Origin of the sequence: Fundicoccus sp. Sow4_F4 (genome assembly GCF_052116145.1) — a bacterium.
Taxonomy (GTDB): domain Bacteria; phylum Bacillota; class Bacilli; order Lactobacillales; family Aerococcaceae; genus Fundicoccus.
This window is the reverse complement of record NZ_JBQKLQ010000014.1, coordinates 1-17,932: the sequence shown is the minus strand read 5'-3', so window position 1 is coordinate 17,932 and position 17,932 is coordinate 1. Positions and strand designations below refer to the sequence as shown.

Sequence of the window (17,932 nt, the reverse complement as noted above, 5' to 3'; positions counted from 1 at the left end):
GTTTTTAAGAAGAACAAAGATAGATGAAATTCCACAGGTGCTTAATGTTCTAAAAGGAGAAATGAGTCTTGTTGGTCCAAGACCAGAGAGAATTGCATCTCTTGAAGAGTACGATGAAGAGATTTCAAAGAGACTCAATATGAGGCCTGGTATGACTGGACTAGCTCAGGTGAGTGGAAATATTCATTTGAACCTTCAGGATAGATACAAACACGATGTTTACTATGTGGAGCATTATAGTTTATGGCTTGATATTAAGATTATCTTTAGAACCGTTGGTGTTGTATTGTTTGGTGAAGATAGATATGTAGATAAGTGCTTGGTTGATTTAAATTCGAGTAAAAGAGGTGTCTCTGTATGAAAAAAATATTGATTACAGGAGAAGGCAGTTATATTGGCACTTCTTTTGAGAATTGGGTTAGTCAGTGGCCTGAGTAGTATCAGGTAGAGACACTAAGCGTACATGGTGACGACTGGAAGAATGAAGAATTTAGTAAGTTTGACTCGATTTTTCATGTCGCGGGGATAGCTCATGTGGATGCCAAGGCAGAAATGGAAGAGCTTTATTATAAAGTAAATAGAGATTTAACAATTGAAGTGGCAAATAAAGCTAAAGCTGATGGTGCTAGGCAGTTTGTTTTTATGAGCAGCATTATTGTTTATGGTGATAGTAGTGAGATAGGAAAGAAAAGAGTTATTACAAAAGAAACTGTACCAACACCGGCAAATTTTTATGGGAATAGTAAATTGACTGCTGAGCAGGGAATTATTCCTTTGGAATCTAAGAATTTCAAAGTAGCTGTTTTGAGACCTCCAATGATTTATGGAAAAGGATCAAGAGGTAATTATCCAAGATTAGCTAAACTGGCTCAAAAGCTTCCTGTTTTTCCAGATATAGAAAATGAGCGAAGTATGCTTCATGTTGAAAATCTATGCGAATTTGTTCGCTTGTTAATTGATAATGAAGATTCAGGTGTCTTTTTTCCACAGAACAAAGAGTTTGTGAAAACCAGTGAGATGGTTTATTTAATAGGTGAAGTTTATGGAAAGAATATTAAACTCGAAAATTTCAAGTTTAAGTTAGCCACTTTGTTTTTTAGTGTGTTACCAACTAACTTAACTTATTTTATTACCCGTCAGTGTTTGATAACAAGCTGAGGTAGAGCAGTCCTTGGTCGATCGTGCACTTGTCAACTTCTTAGCAATCAAGTCATGTCGAGTGAGACTCGGTATCAAGCACTAACCGGTTTTTTCGTCTGTTGCACTTGGCGTTCTTTGTGAAATTCTCTCACGAAACAGTCATAAGGCGTTTGATAGCCTAATAGCTTGCGTGGATAATCGTTCATCCAGTTTTGAATTCTTAGGCACTTTACCTCACATAATGCTTGGAGTGGTTGTCCTTTAGGGAGAAAGCGACGAATGATTTTATGTTGATTCTCACTCGTTCCACGTTCCCAAGAAGCATAAGGGTGCGTAAAATAGACGTCGAGTGTCTCCTGTAAAGCGGTATGCAGGCCCGCAAATTCCGAGCCATTATCTGATGTTATCGTTTTAAATAGTTGGTTGAAAGCATCACCTGCGCGTTGACGCAGAGAGTCCATTGCTTCATCCACAGCCTGAGCCGTTTTATTCTTGAGTTTCAGAATGACTTCATAGCGCGTCTTACGTTCGACTAATGTCAACAATACAGGGTCACAGACCGCTTGACTGCCAATCACTGTATCAATTTCCCAGTGTCCAAAGTGCTCTCTGGTTTCGATTACTTTTGGGCGATCTTCAATCGATGGTCCTAAGACACGTTTGTTTCGACGCGTTTTAGTGGTTCGTTTCTTGGTATGACGCGACAGCTTTTCTAACAAATCCAAGTTGCGAGTTTTCATCACACCGCTATCGATCCAATGGTATAACGTCGTTGTACAAGGAACAATCGCAGCGTCAAACAACTGATGTTCACGAGCAAAACCCACGACAACATCGGGGGACCATTTATCTTGAAGCATCTTTTCATCTGCCCAGTCAATAAAGGCATTGGAATCCGCCCATTTAGGTCGCCTACCGCAGTGAAGACGTTGACGCTCATAATTAGCTTGTCCGGCATCGGCATCATATAGTGTGTAGGAATAGTCGTAGAATCTATCGTTTTGTTTTTGACGTTTCAGTTGCGTGATGGTGCCTCTTTTCACTTCATTATGAATCGTTTGAAGGGAACGCCCTAGTAACTTGGCAATGGCGCGATGAGAATAGGCTTCTTTCTTGAGAATCTGAATGTGACAACGTTCTTGATAAGAAGGTGTGTCTCTTTTCGTGAGACTATGTTAAACTGGTCTTGCGTCGTGTGAATTCATCCTTGTCTATTGAGAGTTAGTGGTAACTTCAATAGAACATGACATTCACGTGGCGTTTTTTTATGGATTTTTAGAGGTGGCTAACCTCATTATAAAATCCTCCCTTTAATTCATATGAATACTTTTTTGATATAAAAATAACCCCCATAAAGTTAGAATTTTCACTCTAACTTTCGGGGGCACATCACATCGAAAATTCGAGGCAGGCTTTTGTCGCAGAATATTTCTTTAGGAAACTTGATTTGAATCCGATCTTTGAAAAATCATCAAGGCTAAACAATGACGGCTAGTCGACAATTAACACAATTTCTTGGTTTAATAATTCAGTTAAATTCTCAGCTAATTCCTTGGCGGTTTCCGTGTCGCCTTGAGCCTTTAATTCAGCAATTTCAGCTTCGGCCGCCACTTGTTACTCATCGGCCGTAAAAACTTCCACGCGTCCAGCTTTATATAAGTCAGCTAATTCAAAAAATTCTTCCTTACTAGAAAAATGATTCCCTAGTAAACGTGTATAATTACGGTTTTGTAAGCCATTGATGACTTTCATCTTTAAATCATTTGATTTAGTCATATTTAGTATCCTCCTATGGGTATTGATTACTCTCTAGGTCTAGTATAACCTAAAATGAGGAATGGTGTTAATGAATTAGGGATAATTAATTTAGTATGACAGTGGCAGGTAATGTGGTTGAGATTCTATTGTGACTTTTATTAAATAGTTGTGTCATCATTGCCTGCCAAGTTATCAGTAAGCGCAAAATGAAACGGCATCTAGCTACGACAAATAACCCTTGCTATAATGTCTCTATATTATAGTGAGGGTTATTTACAATTGGCTTGAACTTTTGCACTCCAAGGCAATAGTGGATACGGCGCTCTAATAGTGCCACCTCGTCGCGGTTCATTGTACCACCTAAATCGCTATTGTTTGTACCACCCAAATCACTCTAATAGGACCACTTTTGTGGTTCTTTTTGTTCTTCTAATGGTATAACTAGGGAGTATGAGGAAATCGTACAAAAATATGATGGAGGTGCAGATATGCCCAATTATTTAGAAATGGTGCGTCTACACGAAGCGGGTTTTAGTTTAAGACAGATAGCTAAAATTGTTGGTTCTGGTAGAAGTACAGTCACAAGAACGGTCAATATTGCTCAAGAAAAAGGTTTAGGATACGAAGGCTTATCTCAATGGTCAGTGAAAGAAATCGAAGAGTTATTTAGAGTGTCTCAGAAAAAACAGGCGATTACTTACCATGTGATGCCAAATTATGAAGCCTTATCGAAGGATTTAGTCAAACCAGGTGTCACGATACAGTTATTGTGGGAAGAATATGCTCAAACTTGTCGACTAAATGGACAGATTTACTATCAGTTGACTCAGTTTAAAAAGTACTTCAATGATTATCTAAATAAAACGAGATTTAGCCACATACTCAATCATAAGGCTGGCGAACAAATTCAAATGGATTGGGCGAAATGTAAAGCTTTACATTTCGCCCAATCAATCTCTAAAATCTCGCCGGGTTTTCGACGAATACGCATTGTTGCCTTATTTTCATTGCATAATTGTGATAGTGTTCAGCGAAAGTTCTATAAGCATATGGAATTCTCTCCACACTTTTCGCTTCTCGCACATACTCATCATGCAATAAAGGTAAGGTCACATTTGGTTTTGCTAACTCTTTATGCACATTCTCAAAATCCATCACGTGCCGTCCACTATTTTCCTGTTTCTTTTCAGGGTAAAGAAAATCTTCCAACCATGGATCAGTGATTCCTTCATCCAATGGAATGATGACTCCTCTCTTTTCTGCAAATTTAATCACCTCCGTTATTTTTTGCCGTGAGTGTTGTGTAATTGTTGCTACACTTCTAAGCGATACACCTTCACTATGTAGCTCCAAAATCTTTCGATAAGGAAACATACAAAAAAACCTCCTATATATCCTATTGTCACGCCCATCTTTCAGAAAGATGTAAACGTGTCCAATAAGTATGCAGGAGGTTTATTATGTATTGGTACAAACCTCCGCAAAGAGTGGTAAGTTTGTCTGCAATCACTGGTAAAAACAATCGCAAGGTTGGTACAAATCAAATGCAATAATCATGGAATTAGACTAAGGGAATATTCGGACAGGAGAATTATGATGACACTATACGATCAAATCATCAATAAAGAAACGAAGTTATCGGTCATTGGCTTAGGTTATGTCGGTATGCCGATAGCGGTAGCATTTGCGAAAGTTGCGGATGTGATTGGCTTTGATAATAACGAAAGCAAGATTGAGTTATACCATCAAGGCATTGACCCGACAAAAGAAGTGGGGGTCGAAGCCATTAAAGCGACGGCCCTTGAATTTACAAGCGATGCGACACGGTTAAAAGAAGCCCTGTTTCATATTGTGTCGGTCCCTACACCGATTAACCAAGATAAAACGCCTAACTTAAATCCAGTGGAAAGTGCGACGCGCACCATCGGAAAAAATTTAAGTAAAGGATCCATTGTTGTTTATGAGTCGACGGTATATCCGGGTGTTACGGAAGATGTGTGTATTCCAATTTTAGAAGAGGAGTCTGGTTTGAAACACGGCGTTGATTTTGCGGTGGGTTATTCACCTGAAAGAATTAATCCAGGCGACAAAGTACACACACTAGAGAATGTTATTAAAATCGTATCCGCAACGACCGATGAGGCTTTAGAAGAAATTGCGAAAGTATATGAGTTGGTGATTAAGGCAGGTGTACACCGTGCGCCAAGTATTAAAGTAGCGGAAGCTGCTAAAGTGGTGGAAAACAGTCAACGTGATATAAACATTGCTTTCATGAATGAATTAGCTTTAGTGTTTGACCGAATGGGCATTGATTCAAAAGATGTGATTGATGCGATGAATACGAAATGGAATGCTTTAGGCTTTACACCAGGTTTAGTGGGTGGGCACTGTATTGGGGTCGATCCTTATTATTTCGTCTATGAAGCAGAAAACTTAGGCTATCATAGTCAGATTATTAAATCAGGTCGTGAGATCAATGATGGCATGGGTGAATTTATTGCGGATAAAATTATCAAAGGCTTAATCAAAACAGGCAAAAAAGTCATTGAGGCAAAAGTGGTGGTATTGGGTTTAACCTTTAAAGAGAATACCCCAGATTCGCGTAACTCTAAAGTGGGCGATATACTCAAACGATTAGCGGAGTATGACATCAAACCCGAGATAGTCGATCCGTGGGCGTCTGAAACAGATGCATTAAAAGAATATGGCGTGACCTTATCTAAGTATGAAGACATCCAGGATGCAGACTGTGTGGTCTTAGCCGTAGGTCATGAAGCGTTTAAAGCATTGACAAACGAAGATATAGAAGCATTATATAATCCCAAATTAACAAACGGAGAGCGTGTTCTGGTTGATATTAAGAGTATCTTAGATCATGAGCAGTTTACATCAAAAGGTTATGCTTATTGGAGATTGTAAAAGATTTTCATAGAAAACGAAGTAATAAAATTGCTTCGTTTTTTTTGTATATACTTGAATAAAATAGCGTTGTTACAACAATAGGAAAGTATATAAAAATAAAACTAATCTTTATATATGTTTATTTAAAATATTCATTGAACAAAGTAACAATTAAATAGTATAATATGTTTAGTCAATTGTTTTATGAGATTCTAGTTAGTAAATTAGTCGATAATGGTTGTTTTATAATAGTCGGTAATGATTCGAAGTATTGACAATTAGCTTTGATACACTATAAATTCTATTATAGCTTTTAGTGAAACGAGTAACTAAACAAGTTGAAACTATATAGACTTATTATCGCTGATAAATTAATCTGTAGAAAAAGTGATAAATTTAGGCTTGTTTAAAAAAAACGAAAGTATACAATTCTGAAATTATTTATAAAAAGGATGAGGGATATCTTTGAAAAAACATATATTAGTTTATTCTCAATATTTTTATCCTGAACAATTTCGTATTAATGATATTTGTTTAGAGCTAGTTTCGCGAGGACATAAAGTTTCCGTTGTCACTGGGATTCCGAATTATCCGGCAGGGAATTTTTTTAATGGATATGATTGGAAAAATAAAAGAAATGAGAACTGGAATGGAATTGAAATATATAGAATGCCAATTTTCCCAAGAGGAAGTAATAAATTTTCACTTTCATTAAATTATCTATCATTTGTAATAGCTGCAAAATTTCTAGAAAAAAATTTACCTCAAAGTGCCGACTTAGTATTTACTTATGAAGTCAGTCCAATTACTCAAGCATTACCAGCCATTTGGTATGCAAAAAAGTATAAACTTAACCACTTGTTGTACGTAATGGATTTATGGCCTGAGAATGTTGTGGCGATTACTAATTTAAAGAATAAATGGTTAATGAAACCAATAGATGCTATGGTGAACTATATTTATAAACATTCAAGTTTAATTTTGACGTCATCTCAAAGCTTTGTTGAGAGTATCAGTAAAAGAAATATTAATAAAACGAAAATTATGTATTGGCCTCAGTACGCAGAAGACATATACAATAAGAAATTAAAGAATAATACAGAGGTAGAGGTTGAGAAATTTAACGAGAAAACATTTGTATTTGCTGGGAACATTGGAGAGGCTCAAGGATTAGAGATTCTTATCGAAGCTTCTAAAATTTTAAAAAAAGAAACTATAGAAGTTAAGTTTATTATCATTGGTGATGGACGTGCAAAAAAAGAGTTAATTAATAAAATAAAAAAAGAAAAAGTTATGTCGTATTTTCATTTCATTGATCGTCAACCAGCTGCACTCATACCATATTATTTAGCGAAATTTGATTTCGCTTTAGTTACATTGACAAAAAGCGAAATTTTTAACCAAACCATTCCCGCAAAAATCCAATCTTTGATGGCTTGCGGCAAGCCATTAGTTGTGAGTGCTGATGGTGAATGTCAAACCATTGTTGAAGAATCGCAAAGTGGTTACTTCAGTGATGCGGGTGATGTGAGTGCACTGGTGTCGAATATTAAGAATGCCGTTACTTTATCAGATGCTGCCATCACAGCTTTAGGGAATAATTCACATGGCTATTATCTAAAGAATTTCGAAAAATCGATGCTGGTCGATAAATTTGAACATATTATCAGAACACAAGGGAGTATTAACCATGTTTAAAGACAAAATATTACTAATAACAGGCGGGACTGGATCATTCGGAAATGCGGTATTGAAACGCTTCTTGTCTTCTGAATTCAAAGAAATTCGAATTTTCTCGCGTGACGAGAAGAAGCAAGATGATATGCGAAAAAAATATAACAACGACAAAATCAAATTTTATATTGGGGATGTTCGGGATATCAATAGTATTCGCAACGCAGTGCGTGATGTTGATTATATCTTCCATGCAGCAGCTCTGAAACAAGTACCGTCTTGTGAGTTTTTTCCGATGGAAGCTGTTAAAACGAATGTCATTGGTACAGATAACGTATTAACGGCTGCGATTGATGCAGGTGTGAGCAATGTAGTCTGTTTGTCAACTGATAAGGCGGCTTATCCAATCAATGCGATGGGGACGTCTAAAGCGATGATGGAGAAAGTAATTGTGGCTAAGGCGCGCAATATTGATCCAGCTAAGACAAGAATTAGTGCAACACGTTATGGGAATGTGATGGCATCACGTGGAAGTGTGATTCCCTTGTTTATTGAACAATTAAAAGCAGGCCAACCATTAACATTAACCGATGGCAATATGACACGTTTTATGATGAGTTTGGATGAAGCAGTGGACTTAGTTTTATTTGCATTCGAGAATGCAGAACAAGGCGATATTATGGTTCAAAAAGCACCTGCTAGTACAATTAAAACCTTAGTTCAAGCAATCTGTAAGCTGTTCAAGGTTGAACCAGAAATCACTGAAATCGGGATTCGTCATGGTGAAAAGATGTATGAGTCACTGTTAACTGCTGAAGAAGCGGTTAGAGCGATTGATATGGGTGATTTCTACCGAGTGCCTTCGGACAAGCGTGATTTAAACTATGGCAAGTTTTTCGAAGAAGGTCAAGTGAGCGCTGGTTTGTTGGAAGAGTATAACTCGAATAATACGGAACAATTAACCGTTGATGAATTAGCAGATAAGTTATTAGCTTTGGATGATGTACAGGCAGAATTAGCCAATTGGAGGACCAATAAATGAGAATTCTTGTGACGGGTGCGAATGGCTTTGTTGGGAAGAACTTGAGAGCAAACTGGAACAGAATGAAGAGCACGAATTATTGTTGGTGACACGTGAGACAACGCAAGAGGAATTAACTGATTTTGCGACTAAGGCTGAGTTTGTTTTCCATCTGGCGGGCGTTAATCGTCCAGTGGAAGAACAGGAGTTTGAGACTGGAAATGTTGGCTTTACGCAGACTTTATTAGACACACTACGTCAGGTAGGCAGTCAAGCTCCCGTGTTAGTCACTTCTTCGATTCAAGCAGCTAATGAGTCCGCTTATGGTTTAAGCAAGAAGGCGGGCGAGGAGTTAGTCTTTGCCTATGGTGCTGAACAAGGTGTGGAAGTCTTTGTTTATCGTTTGCCGAACTTGTTTGGGAAGTGGTCTAAGCCTTTCTACAATACTGTGATTGCGACCTTTAGTCATCAAATCGCGCGTGGCGAGGAGATTACTATCAATAATCCGTCAGTTGAGCTAAACTTGGTCCATATTGACGATTTAGTAGAAGAGTTTCTAAAAGCTTTGAAGAGTGAAGCAACACGTGAAGGAGATTACTGCCAAGTACCTGTTTCTTATCAAGTGATATTGGGACACATTGCGGATTTATTGAAGGAATTCAAAGCTTCAAGGGATACTCGCTTGATTTCTGATTTATCGGATGATTTCACACGAAAGTTATACAGCACTTATTTGAATTTCCTCCCTGAAGATGACTTTAGTTATCCTTTAATAACACATGGTGATCAGCGTGGTTCCTTTACAGAATTTGTGAAGTCACCATATGCTGGACAAGTTTCAGTCAATATTTCAAAAGCTGGGATTACCAAAGGCGAACACTGGCACCACACCAAAAACGAGAAATTCCTAGTCGTATCTGGTCAAGGAGTAATTCGCTTCCGCGATGATTTCGCAGACAATGTGATTGAGTACCACGTATCGGGCGATAAACTTGAAGTCGTCGATATTCCGACTGGCTACACGCATTCCATCGTGAATACGGGTGAAACGGATATGGTGACGATTATGTGGGTGAATGAGATGTTTGATCCGAATAACCCAGACACATTCTTCTTGGAGGTTTAAGAAATGAAAAAATTAAAAGTTATGACGGTAGTGGGCACGCGCCCTGAGATTATTCGCTTGTCTTCAGTGATTCAACGTTTAGAAACATCGGACGCGATTGAGCATATTCTCGTTCATACAGGTCAAAACTACGACTATGAACTAAACGAAGTATTTTTCGAAGACTTTGGGTTAAGAGAACCAGATTATTTCTTGAATGCAGCTGGAGGCTCTCCCATGGAGACAGTCGGTCAAATCCTAGCGAATATTGATCCTATTCTAGCAGATGAAGCACCTGATGCTTTCCTAGTTCTAGGCGATACGAATAGCTGTCTGTGCGCAATTGCTGCTAAACGCCATCATATCCCGATATTCCACATGGAAGCTGGCAATCGTTGTTTCGATCAACGTGTCCCAGAAGAGACAAACCGTAAGATTGTGGACCACGTAGCGGATATTAACTTGACTTATAGTGATATTGCCCGTGAATACTTGTTAGCAGAAGGTTTACCAGCTGATCAGATTATTAAGACTGGTAGCCCAATGTTTGAAGTGTTAAATGAAAAGAAAGCAGCCATTGAAGCAGCTGAAAGTTATCTCAAGTTAGGTTTGACCAAAGGTCAATATTTCGTGATTTCAGCACACAGAGATGAGAACATCAGCTCAGAGCGAAACTTCTTGAACTTGGTGGACTCATTAAATGAAATTGCTGAGACGTATCAGCTACCTGTTATTGTCAGTACTCATCCGAGAACACGTAATATGATTGAAGCTAAAGGTGTTGAGTTTCATGATTTAGTTCAACTAATGAAACCAATGGGCTTTACTGACTACAATAACTTACAGTTGAATGCGAAAGCAGTCCTCAGTGATAGTGGTACAATCAGTGAAGAATCGTCGGTTTTAGGTTTCAAAGCCTTGAACTTAAGGGAAGAACATGAACGCCCAGAGGCGATGGAAGAAGGCGCTGTGATGATGGTAGGTTTAGAGAAAGAACGAATCATGCAGGGGCTTACTATCTTAGACATGCAAACTGATCAGACACTGAAATTGGTTGCTGATTACAGCATGCCGAATGTATCCGAGAAGGTGTTGAGGATTATTGTGAGTTATACGGATTATATTAAGAGAAGAGTATGGGGGGAGTAATAATGAGAATACTGCAAATTAATTCTTTTTATGGTTTTGGTTCCACTGGAAGAATTGTAGAAAATCTTCATCATGCAATAATGGAGAGTGGCAATGAAAGTTATGTAATTTATGGTCGTGGAAAAAGTGTTAATGAAGCGAACGTCTTTAAGATTGGTAATCCACTTGAACAAGCAATTGATTTAGCAGCAACTCGACTATTTAATCGCCATGGACAGACTATTCTTTTAGCAACTCGAATGATTATCAATAAAATTAAAGAAATTAATCCAGACATCGTACATCTTCATAACATCCATGGTTATTATGTTAATTTTCCAAGGCTACTCAAATATTTGAAGGAGAGTGGTGTTAAAGTAGTTTGGTTATTGCATGACCCGTGGATAATATCTGGAAGCTCAGCAGATTCAGGCGCTATAGAGTATGAATGGGAGAATCCTATCAATCATTCAAAGTTGGTAAAAATTTCAAAAGAATATCCTATTCACTCTCAATGGAGTAGTGAGCGAAGCATAAAAAATTATGAAATTAAGAAAAAACTCTTGCAAAAGAATAATTTTACATTTGTAACACCATCAAAATGGCTTGCTGAAATAATAGACAGATCCTATTTACATGGTAATGACATAAAGGTGATTCATAATGGGATTAATACTAATCAATTTAAAGTGGTAGAAAACCATAGTCGAAATCAGAGTAAAAAAATTAATATTTTAGGAATTGCTAGTGTCTGGGAGAAACGAAAAGGCTTAGAATACTTTAATAAATTAGCTGAGGACTTAGAGACCAGTTATAGTATTACTTTAGTCGGAAAATTAATTCCAGAATCTGGTACTCCTCATACACGTATAAAACATATTGAACGAACTGAGTCTATAGATGAATTAGTAGAATTATATAATCAAGCAGATGCTTTTATTAATCCTACATTATTTGATAATTTTCCAACGGTAAACTTGGAATCGCAGGCTTGTGGCACACCTGTTGTTACTTTTGATACTGGGGGAGCCGGAGAATCGATTACTGATCTGACGGGACGAGTAGTTGAGAAGGGGAATTACTCGGAATTATTAAATTGTATAAGAAATTCTCAAAATAAAAACAAAGAAACTTTACTTAAGTGTACTGAAAATGCTACTAACTATTCGATTAGTGGAATGATAAAGAATTATCTTGAGCTATATCAGAGTAAATTAGATGAAAAAAAATAATAGTCATCTAAATCATTCGCAATTAATTACTAAAATAGGCATGACGAATTGCAATAATTATTGCGACAATTTTTTTACTCAATTAATGAAGTTTCGTGAATGTATTTTTCTAAAGGTGTTTGATAATTCAGACATTTTCTTGGTCGATTATTCATTAGCCATAAAGCCGTGAATAATTCAGTTTCACTCACTTTAGCTAAATCAGTTTTCTTCGGAAAGAATTCGCGCATTAAGCCATTCGAATTTTCGTTTGTCCCTCTTTGCCAAGCGCTGTAGGCATCCGCAAAGTAGAAATCAATGCCTGATGCCTCTACTTCTGGATAGCAAGCGAATTCTTTCCCGCGATCGGAAGTAAATGATTTTAAGGCGTGCTCAGGCAGATTACTTGTTAACTGCTCAATTGCATTGTGCATAGCGTCTTTAGTGCGGTTAGGTATCAGAAAAGCAAGGTATAAACGACTTTTATGCTCTGCGAAGATCGCTAAACAACCTTTACTCTTTCCGCGTGAAGAAACCATTGTATCCAATTCCCAATGTCCAAACTCTTGTCTGTTTCTAACTGACTTAGGTCGTTTGGAGATCGAGCTACCAACATTGAACTTACCACGTGTCTCTCGAGGTTGACGACTCTTACCTTTGTGTCTTAGAACTTGTAAGGGAACGTTTAAGATACCTTCATAAATCCAGTTATAGATTGTTTTAAAGGATAGTTTCTCTTGATAATCTCGACCCACAATCTGTTCGGGTGACCAGGTCAGTTCTAATTTATGTTGAATATCCTCAGGCAACTCTGGCGTATGTTTCGTTTTTCTGCCTTTGTGAGCAACAACTTGATTAGCATCTGCTTGAGAAGCTTTCGCAACATAGGTTTGAGCCGAACATCGATTCAGCTCACGATAAATAGTTGAATGATGACGACTTAATAAATTCGCAATATGGTTAATTGTATAACCTTCTTGAACAAGCACTTCTATTTTTGAACGTTCTTCTATGGTAAGATATGTATAGCTCATAATAGACCTCCGTGTGTATGTTTTTGTCGTTATTAACATCTTACACGAATCTATTATGAGTTTCTTTGTTATCGCATTTAATTTTACAATTCATCAATCAAAAAAACGGGTTTCTCACAGTGATTGTGGAAACCCGTTTTTCTATTTTAGAGGAGTTTTTGCCCAGCCCCGAAATAGCTCAGCGAATTGATAGCAGAAGTGTAAAGGGTTAGTTAGCAAAAAGGGGGGTGCGGATATTATTTTGGACCTAAATACGGTTGATTGTTTTTGTTGCAACCTATTGAATAGGTTTGTTTACTTCTAGTGGACAAGAATTGGTATTATTCCTTAAGCTATTAAAGGAAGTGTTTTTCGAAAATCCATAATACTCATCCCACCTAAAGATAGCTTGATTCTTTCGTGATTGTACCAATGAAGATAGTTGTTTAAAAGTTGCATAAAGTGCTCAATTGACACATCTAACCAATTCTCATCGTAAAAGAATTCGTTTTTTAACCGCCCAAAAAAACCTTCACACGCAGCATTATCAGGCGTGCAACCTTTTTTAGACATAGAACGAGTTAAGTGATGCGATTCCATTCGCTCAATCCAACTTGGCCAGCGGTAATGAGCCCCTCGGTCCGAATGAACTATCGGGTTTTCACCTTCTTTTAGCGTTAAAACTGCTTGATCTAGCATCGAATTAGTCAATTCAGCATTAGGAGAAGCACCAATCGTCCAACTCACAATTGCACCATCGAAACAGTCTATCATAGGAGACAGGTAAACTTTTCCAGCAGGGAGACGGAATTCTGTTAGATCAGTTACCCATTTTATATTGGGTTTACTGGCTGTAAAATCGCGTTCTAGGATGTTAGGAACTGCAGGCGATATTTCTCCTTTGTATGAACTATACTTCTTAATTTTAACGGATTTAGCGAAGAGATTTTCTTCGCGCATGATACGTTGAACAATTTTTTCTGAAAGAGTCATCCCTTTATGTTTCAGAGCAGTATGAATTCGGCGATAGCCATACCGCCGCTTATTCTTGTGAAAAATTTCAATTATCATGGTACGAGCCTTACAATATTTATCAGGTAAAGCGAGTTGCGTGTGGTGATAACTATAACTGCTTTTAGGGATACTGACACAGGCTAATAATTCCTTTAACGGATAAAAAGGGCGAAGGGCATCAATCAGGAGTGTTTTCTCTTGATTGGTGAGTTCTTCTAGATGGATGCCCTGATCTTTTTTTAGTAGTTCACCCGCTTTTTCAAGAACGTCTTTTTGAATCTGAAGGCGGTGAACCTCTTCATGAAGTTGCTTGACTTGACTTTTTAATTGATTAACATCTGTTTCCTTTGAGTCATTGACCATACCAAGCACGTCCTTGCCGAGCCACCGTTCTTTATAATTGTAGAGGGAATTTCGGCTAACACCTAGTTGATCCGCAATCGATTGTGCGGATGTGGTCCGAGTTACCAGTGCAAGAACTGCGGCTTCTTTTTCTTGTTGTGTTAAGTTTACCCCTTTTTTAATCAATTGGCGAGGTTGAGGTGCGCGCTCCATGACCCATTCTGTTAATAAGCCCCGGCTTGGATAGCCAAGTTTTCTGCAGGTACGTGAATAACACTTACCATGCTCAAGATAGTGGGTGACTGCTGCTTGTTTTTGTTCTTCGGTGTATTTTGGCGTTCGCGTCATCTCTTTTTGAACATCTCCATCCGTACGGTAAGCCTCTATCCAATCCCGAAGAGCCATACGCGAAGGATACCCCAGTTCATTGATGACAGCCGCATAAGATTCGTACTTCAAGTAAAGTTTGACGGCTTTTAATTTTTCAGCGTAAGCATACATAGACTTCCTCCTGATCGATTTGGTCTAAGATTTTGTCCGCATGCCCTATTTGTTGTTTTTAGTTTAGCATTCACATGAGTTAGTGATTAAGGCGGGTGTACACCGTGCGCCAAGTATTAAAGTTGCTGAAGCAGCTAAAGTGGTGGAGAACAGTCAGCGTGATATTGACATCGCCTTCATGAATGAATTAGCTTTAGTATTTGACCGTATGGGCATTGATTCAAAAGATGTGATTGATGCCATGAATACGAAATGGAATGCTTTAGGTTTTACACCAGGTTTAGTGGGTGGGCACTGTATTGGGTTCGATCCTTATTATTTCGTCTATGAGTCAGAGAACTTAGGTTATCATAGTCAAATAATTAAATCAGGTCGTGAGATCAATGATAGTATGGGTGAATTCATTGCCGATAAAATCATTAAAGGCTTAATCAAAACAGGCAAAAAAGTCATTGAGGCGAAAGTGGTCGTATTAGGTTTAACCTTTAAAGAGAATACTCCAGATACGCGCAACTCTAAAGTGGGTGATATACTCAAACGATTAGCAGAGTATGACATCAAACCTGAGATTGTCGATCCCTGGGCGTCTGAACCAGATGCATTAAAAGAATATGGTGTAACGCTATCTAAGTATAAAGATATCCATGATGCAGACTGTGTGGTCTTAGCCGTAGGTCATGAAGCGTTTAAAGCATTGTCAATTGAGGACATTGAAGCATTATATAAACCAAAATTAACAAACGAAGAGCGCGTGTTGATTGATATTAAGAGTATCTTAGATCATGAACAGTTTACTTCAAAAGGTTATGCTTATTGGAGATTATAATTAACAAATTAATCTAGAAAAAAACATCGTGATTCGAACTATTAAGAGATATAAGGGTTGAACTATACGATTACACTAGGTAAAACTAGTCCAGTTATGCAATTTGAAGAGACTTCTGTCGATACTTACCAATGCGAGAATTTTCGTGAAGACTTATACCGTTTAAGCGCTAGAGAAGAACCAAAAAGTTGAATAGGGGCTGGGCAATAACTCCCTCGTTCTCTGGTTCTTTTTTGGTTTCATATTTGAAAGAGCCAGAAGCTTGGCTTTGTTTCCCCCATTTATCAAATGCATAGGCTGTAAGATCATATTCACGTATAATGTCTGCACGTGGTTTTCCGCTTTCATAAAGTCGTACTACTTGGCTTTTAAATTCTGGCGTAAACGTTCTGCGTACTCTTTTTTCAGTCATGGTAGATTCTCTCCGTTTCAGGTTCTTTTATTTCATTCTACTAGACCTTATTTTTACTGTCTAACTTAGTGTAGCCTATTCATTAGCCATATGCTAAGAGACGAAAGTTAACTAAGCAATAACAAACGAGTCAAGGTGAGTTTTTCACTTTGGCTTGTTTTGTATGTTCGTATATAGAAAAATATGATATTATAGAGTTGCCGTCTGACATTAAAAATTAATGAAATGATGAATAGGATTTATAAAGAGTTAATTATTTTTAGTTGTTAAGATAATGAATAAGGTTATTTTTTAGCTTAAGAGTCCAAAGCATATCTCCAATTATATAAGTTTAGAACTATGTTTACGAATCACCCAATCGATAAATCTATCAATTAGGTGATTCTAATGAGTCTATTATAAAAGTTGATGGATTCTTATAAAAATAAACTTCGAAGAATTATCATAGATTTTTTAAGAGCCTTTTTAAGAGCCTTTGGATGAAAGGTCTATTATTAAAACAAGGCTTGTCTTTTTGAATTGACGTGAGATGTTTTGTAGTAACAATGACCAGTTTATTAAGAGGTGAGGTTATTTTTGAGAGGACTAATAATAGATTAAATAACAGTGGATTCTTCTAAACGATTTTATGATTATACGTAAAGAAAATATAACTGAACAAAAAAATATTGAGTGCACAGTCAAGATATATGTGCATGAATAGTATTGAATGGAACAAATATAAATTGTGATATGAGACTATGCAATTCTTTAATTAAAATAGTGTTGTTGATTGAATGAGTATAACGACGTGAGTATCTTGAAAGGATCACTAGATATAGTAGCTCGAAAATACCGGACCACAACATATAGTTATCGAATTCTCACAAAAGTGGTACGCAAAAAACTATCGACCACCGTTGAAAGTTAGTGATATCAAGGGTTTAAACAGAAAATCAAAAATGTACATTTTAGAATACTAATCAAAATACTTAAAGTAGAAATTAAAGTGCTCAACATAGGAGCACTTGTACTTATATAGGAAATTACATTACATGAAGTGAGGTATGAAAGATGAATTATTTAGTAGTAGTAGCACATCCAGATGATGAAGTATTAGGCGCAGGAGCCACAATGTATAAATTAGCACAGGAAGGTCATACCGTGAATGTATGTATCATGTCTGGGGAAGTAAATGCCAGAAATCATAGACCTGCAACAGATGAACTTCATGAGGATGTTAATAACTCATTAAGCTTATTAGGCGTTAAAAGAGTCATTAAAGGCGAATTTCCAAATATCGAATTCAATACAGTACCTCATCTTAAATTAGTTCAATTCATAGAAAAAGCAATCGAAGAAACTGGATCAGAAGTTGTATTTACACATCATCCAGCGGATTTAAATAATGATCATCTACATACGTCTCTTGCATGCCAAGCTGCAGTGAGACTTTTTCAACGAAGACCAGAAGTTAGTCCATTAAAAGAACTGCTCTTTATGGAAGTCCCTTCTGCAACTGAATGGGCACTGAATAAAGCAATGAATCAGTTCAATCCAAATACATTTATTGAAGTAGGCGAAGAAGCTGTAGATAAGAAGATAGAAGCTCTTTCTATGTATAGAGGAGTGATGAGACCCTATCCACATCCTAGAAGCAATGAAGCTTTAAAAGGTCTTGCTGCTTATAGAGGCGGACAAGCTGGCATGGTTTATGCAGAAAGCTTTGAAAGTGTATTTAGAAGAGGGTTTTAGTCTCAAGCAAACTCAACATTGAATTGGAGAGGAATTGAAAATATGAAGAAGAAAATTGCATTTACAACTTGTGTCCAGTTGGGCTTAAGTTGCATTGAAGAAATATATAGAATTGGTGGCAAACTAGATCTTCTTATCACATTGAAAGATGA

The 17,932-nt window shown here is 37.3% G+C and carries 12 protein-coding genes and 4 pseudogenes; 11 read left to right on the top strand and 5 right to left on the bottom strand.

The annotated features are described in order from the left end of the window. Both ACTQ5J_RS13285 and ACTQ5J_RS13280 read left to right on the top strand, forming a co-directional pair. A partial coding sequence (locus ACTQ5J_RS13285; RefSeq protein ID WP_441753692.1) for a sugar transferase occupies positions 1–361 on the top strand: 361 nt, incomplete at its 5' end. Positions 362–471: 110 nt separating this feature from the next. After that, positions 472–1,158 (top strand): annotated as a pseudogene (locus tag ACTQ5J_RS13280) (NAD-dependent epimerase/dehydratase family protein); the annotation flags it as partial. A gap of 74 nt (positions 1,159–1,232) precedes the next feature. On the opposite strand, the pseudogene ACTQ5J_RS13275 reads toward ACTQ5J_RS13280, so the two are convergent. Both ACTQ5J_RS13275 and ACTQ5J_RS13270 read right to left on the bottom strand, forming a co-directional pair. Continuing rightward, a pseudogene (locus ACTQ5J_RS13275) lies at positions 1,233–2,341 on the bottom strand (IS30 family transposase). Positions 2,342–2,754: 413 nt separating this feature from the next. After that, complete coding sequence (locus ACTQ5J_RS13270) at positions 2,755–2,916, bottom strand: hypothetical protein (RefSeq protein ID WP_441753690.1); 162 nt, start codon at positions 2,914–2,916, stop codon at positions 2,755–2,757. Between the two features lie 470 nt (positions 2,917–3,386). On the opposite strand from ACTQ5J_RS13270, the gene ACTQ5J_RS13265 reads away from it, so the two are divergent. From ACTQ5J_RS13265 to ACTQ5J_RS13235, 7 genes and pseudogenes are all read left to right on the top strand, one after another. After that, on the top strand, positions 3,387–4,121 hold the full coding sequence (locus ACTQ5J_RS13265) for a helix-turn-helix domain-containing protein (protein WP_441753689.1): 735 nt from the start codon (positions 3,387–3,389) through the stop codon (positions 4,119–4,121). A gap of 373 nt (positions 4,122–4,494) precedes the next feature. Beyond that, on the top strand, positions 4,495–5,817 hold the full coding sequence (locus tag ACTQ5J_RS13260) for a nucleotide sugar dehydrogenase (protein WP_441753687.1): 1,323 nt from the start codon (positions 4,495–4,497) through the stop codon (positions 5,815–5,817). Between the two features lie 447 nt (positions 5,818–6,264). Further along, entirely contained in the window at positions 6,265–7,497 is a 1,233-nt protein-coding gene (locus ACTQ5J_RS13255) for a glycosyltransferase family 4 protein (RefSeq protein WP_441753685.1), read from the top strand. Further along, positions 7,490–8,515 carry a polysaccharide biosynthesis protein gene (locus ACTQ5J_RS13250; RefSeq protein WP_441753683.1) on the top strand — a complete coding sequence of 342 codons (1,026 nt, stop codon included), beginning with the start codon at positions 7,490–7,492 and terminating at the stop codon, positions 8,513–8,515. The genes ACTQ5J_RS13255 and ACTQ5J_RS13250 overlap by 8 nt, the downstream gene beginning before the upstream one ends. Then, positions 8,512–9,620: pseudogene (locus ACTQ5J_RS13245) on the top strand (polysaccharide biosynthesis C-terminal domain-containing protein). The gene ACTQ5J_RS13250 and the pseudogene ACTQ5J_RS13245 overlap by 4 nt, the downstream one beginning before the upstream one ends. 3 nt (positions 9,621–9,623) lie before the next feature. Continuing rightward, positions 9,624–10,748 carry a non-hydrolyzing UDP-N-acetylglucosamine 2-epimerase gene (gene wecB, locus ACTQ5J_RS13240; RefSeq protein ID WP_441753681.1) on the top strand — a complete coding sequence of 375 codons (1,125 nt, stop codon included), beginning with the start codon at positions 9,624–9,626 and terminating at the stop codon, positions 10,746–10,748. 2 nt (positions 10,749–10,750) lie between these two features. Beyond that, positions 10,751–11,959, top strand: coding sequence for a glycosyltransferase (locus ACTQ5J_RS13235; protein ID WP_441753679.1), 1,209 nt, complete (start codon positions 10,751–10,753; stop codon positions 11,957–11,959). 74 nt (positions 11,960–12,033) lie between these two features. On the opposite strand, the gene ACTQ5J_RS13230 is transcribed toward ACTQ5J_RS13235, so the two are convergent. Together ACTQ5J_RS13230 and ACTQ5J_RS13225 are read right to left on the bottom strand one after the other, a co-directional pair. Then, complete coding sequence (locus tag ACTQ5J_RS13230) at positions 12,034–12,972, bottom strand: IS30 family transposase (protein WP_441753677.1); 939 nt, start codon at positions 12,970–12,972, stop codon at positions 12,034–12,036. Positions 12,973–13,299: 327 nt separating this feature from the next. Beyond that, positions 13,300–14,808 carry an IS3 family transposase gene (locus tag ACTQ5J_RS13225; protein ID WP_441753675.1) on the bottom strand — a complete coding sequence of 503 codons (1,509 nt, stop codon included), beginning with the start codon at positions 14,806–14,808 and terminating at the stop codon, positions 13,300–13,302. 82 nt (positions 14,809–14,890) lie between these two features. Between ACTQ5J_RS13225 and ACTQ5J_RS13220 the strand changes: the two genes are divergently transcribed. Further along, complete coding sequence (locus ACTQ5J_RS13220; RefSeq protein ID WP_441753674.1) at positions 14,891–15,634, top strand: nucleotide sugar dehydrogenase; 744 nt, start codon at positions 14,891–14,893, stop codon at positions 15,632–15,634. A 232-nt stretch (positions 15,635–15,866) separates the two neighbouring features. On the opposite strand, the pseudogene ACTQ5J_RS13215 reads toward ACTQ5J_RS13220, so the two are convergent. Beyond that, positions 15,867–16,046, bottom strand: a pseudogene (locus tag ACTQ5J_RS13215) (transposase); the annotation flags it as partial. Between the two features lie 1,053 nt (positions 16,047–17,099). Between ACTQ5J_RS13215 and ACTQ5J_RS13210 the strand changes: the two are divergent. Next, positions 17,100–17,780: a PIG-L deacetylase family protein gene (locus ACTQ5J_RS13210; RefSeq protein ID WP_441753672.1), complete on the top strand. Its 681-nt coding sequence runs from the start codon at positions 17,100–17,102 to the stop codon at positions 17,778–17,780. Positions 17,781–17,932 lie beyond the last annotated feature (152 nt).

Bases quoted from the DNA above. Each gene is read 5' to 3' on its own strand.
- ACTQ5J_RS13250 (WP_441753683.1), top strand. From the start codon at position 7,490: ATGTTTAAAGACAAAATATTACTAATAACAGGCGGGACTGGATCATTC.
- ACTQ5J_RS13265 (WP_441753689.1), top strand. From the start codon at position 3,387: ATGCCCAATTATTTAGAAATGGTGCGTCTACACGAAGCGGGTTTTAGT.
- ACTQ5J_RS13235 (WP_441753679.1), top strand. From the start codon at position 10,751: ATGAGAATACTGCAAATTAATTCTTTTTATGGTTTTGGTTCCACTGGA.
- ACTQ5J_RS13260 (WP_441753687.1), top strand. From the start codon at position 4,495: ATGACACTATACGATCAAATCATCAATAAAGAAACGAAGTTATCGGTC.
- ACTQ5J_RS13225 (WP_441753675.1), bottom strand. From the start codon at position 14,808: ATGTATGCTTACGCTGAAAAATTAAAAGCCGTCAAACTTTACTTGAAG.
- ACTQ5J_RS13210 (WP_441753672.1), top strand. From the start codon at position 17,100: ATGAATTATTTAGTAGTAGTAGCACATCCAGATGATGAAGTATTAGGC.
- ACTQ5J_RS13230 (WP_441753677.1), bottom strand. From the start codon at position 12,972: ATGAGCTATACATATCTTACCATAGAAGAACGTTCAAAAATAGAAGTG.
- wecB (WP_441753681.1), top strand. From the start codon at position 9,624: ATGAAAAAATTAAAAGTTATGACGGTAGTGGGCACGCGCCCTGAGATT.
- ACTQ5J_RS13270 (WP_441753690.1), bottom strand. From the start codon at position 2,916: ATGACTAAATCAAATGATTTAAAGATGAAAGTCATCAATGGCTTACAA.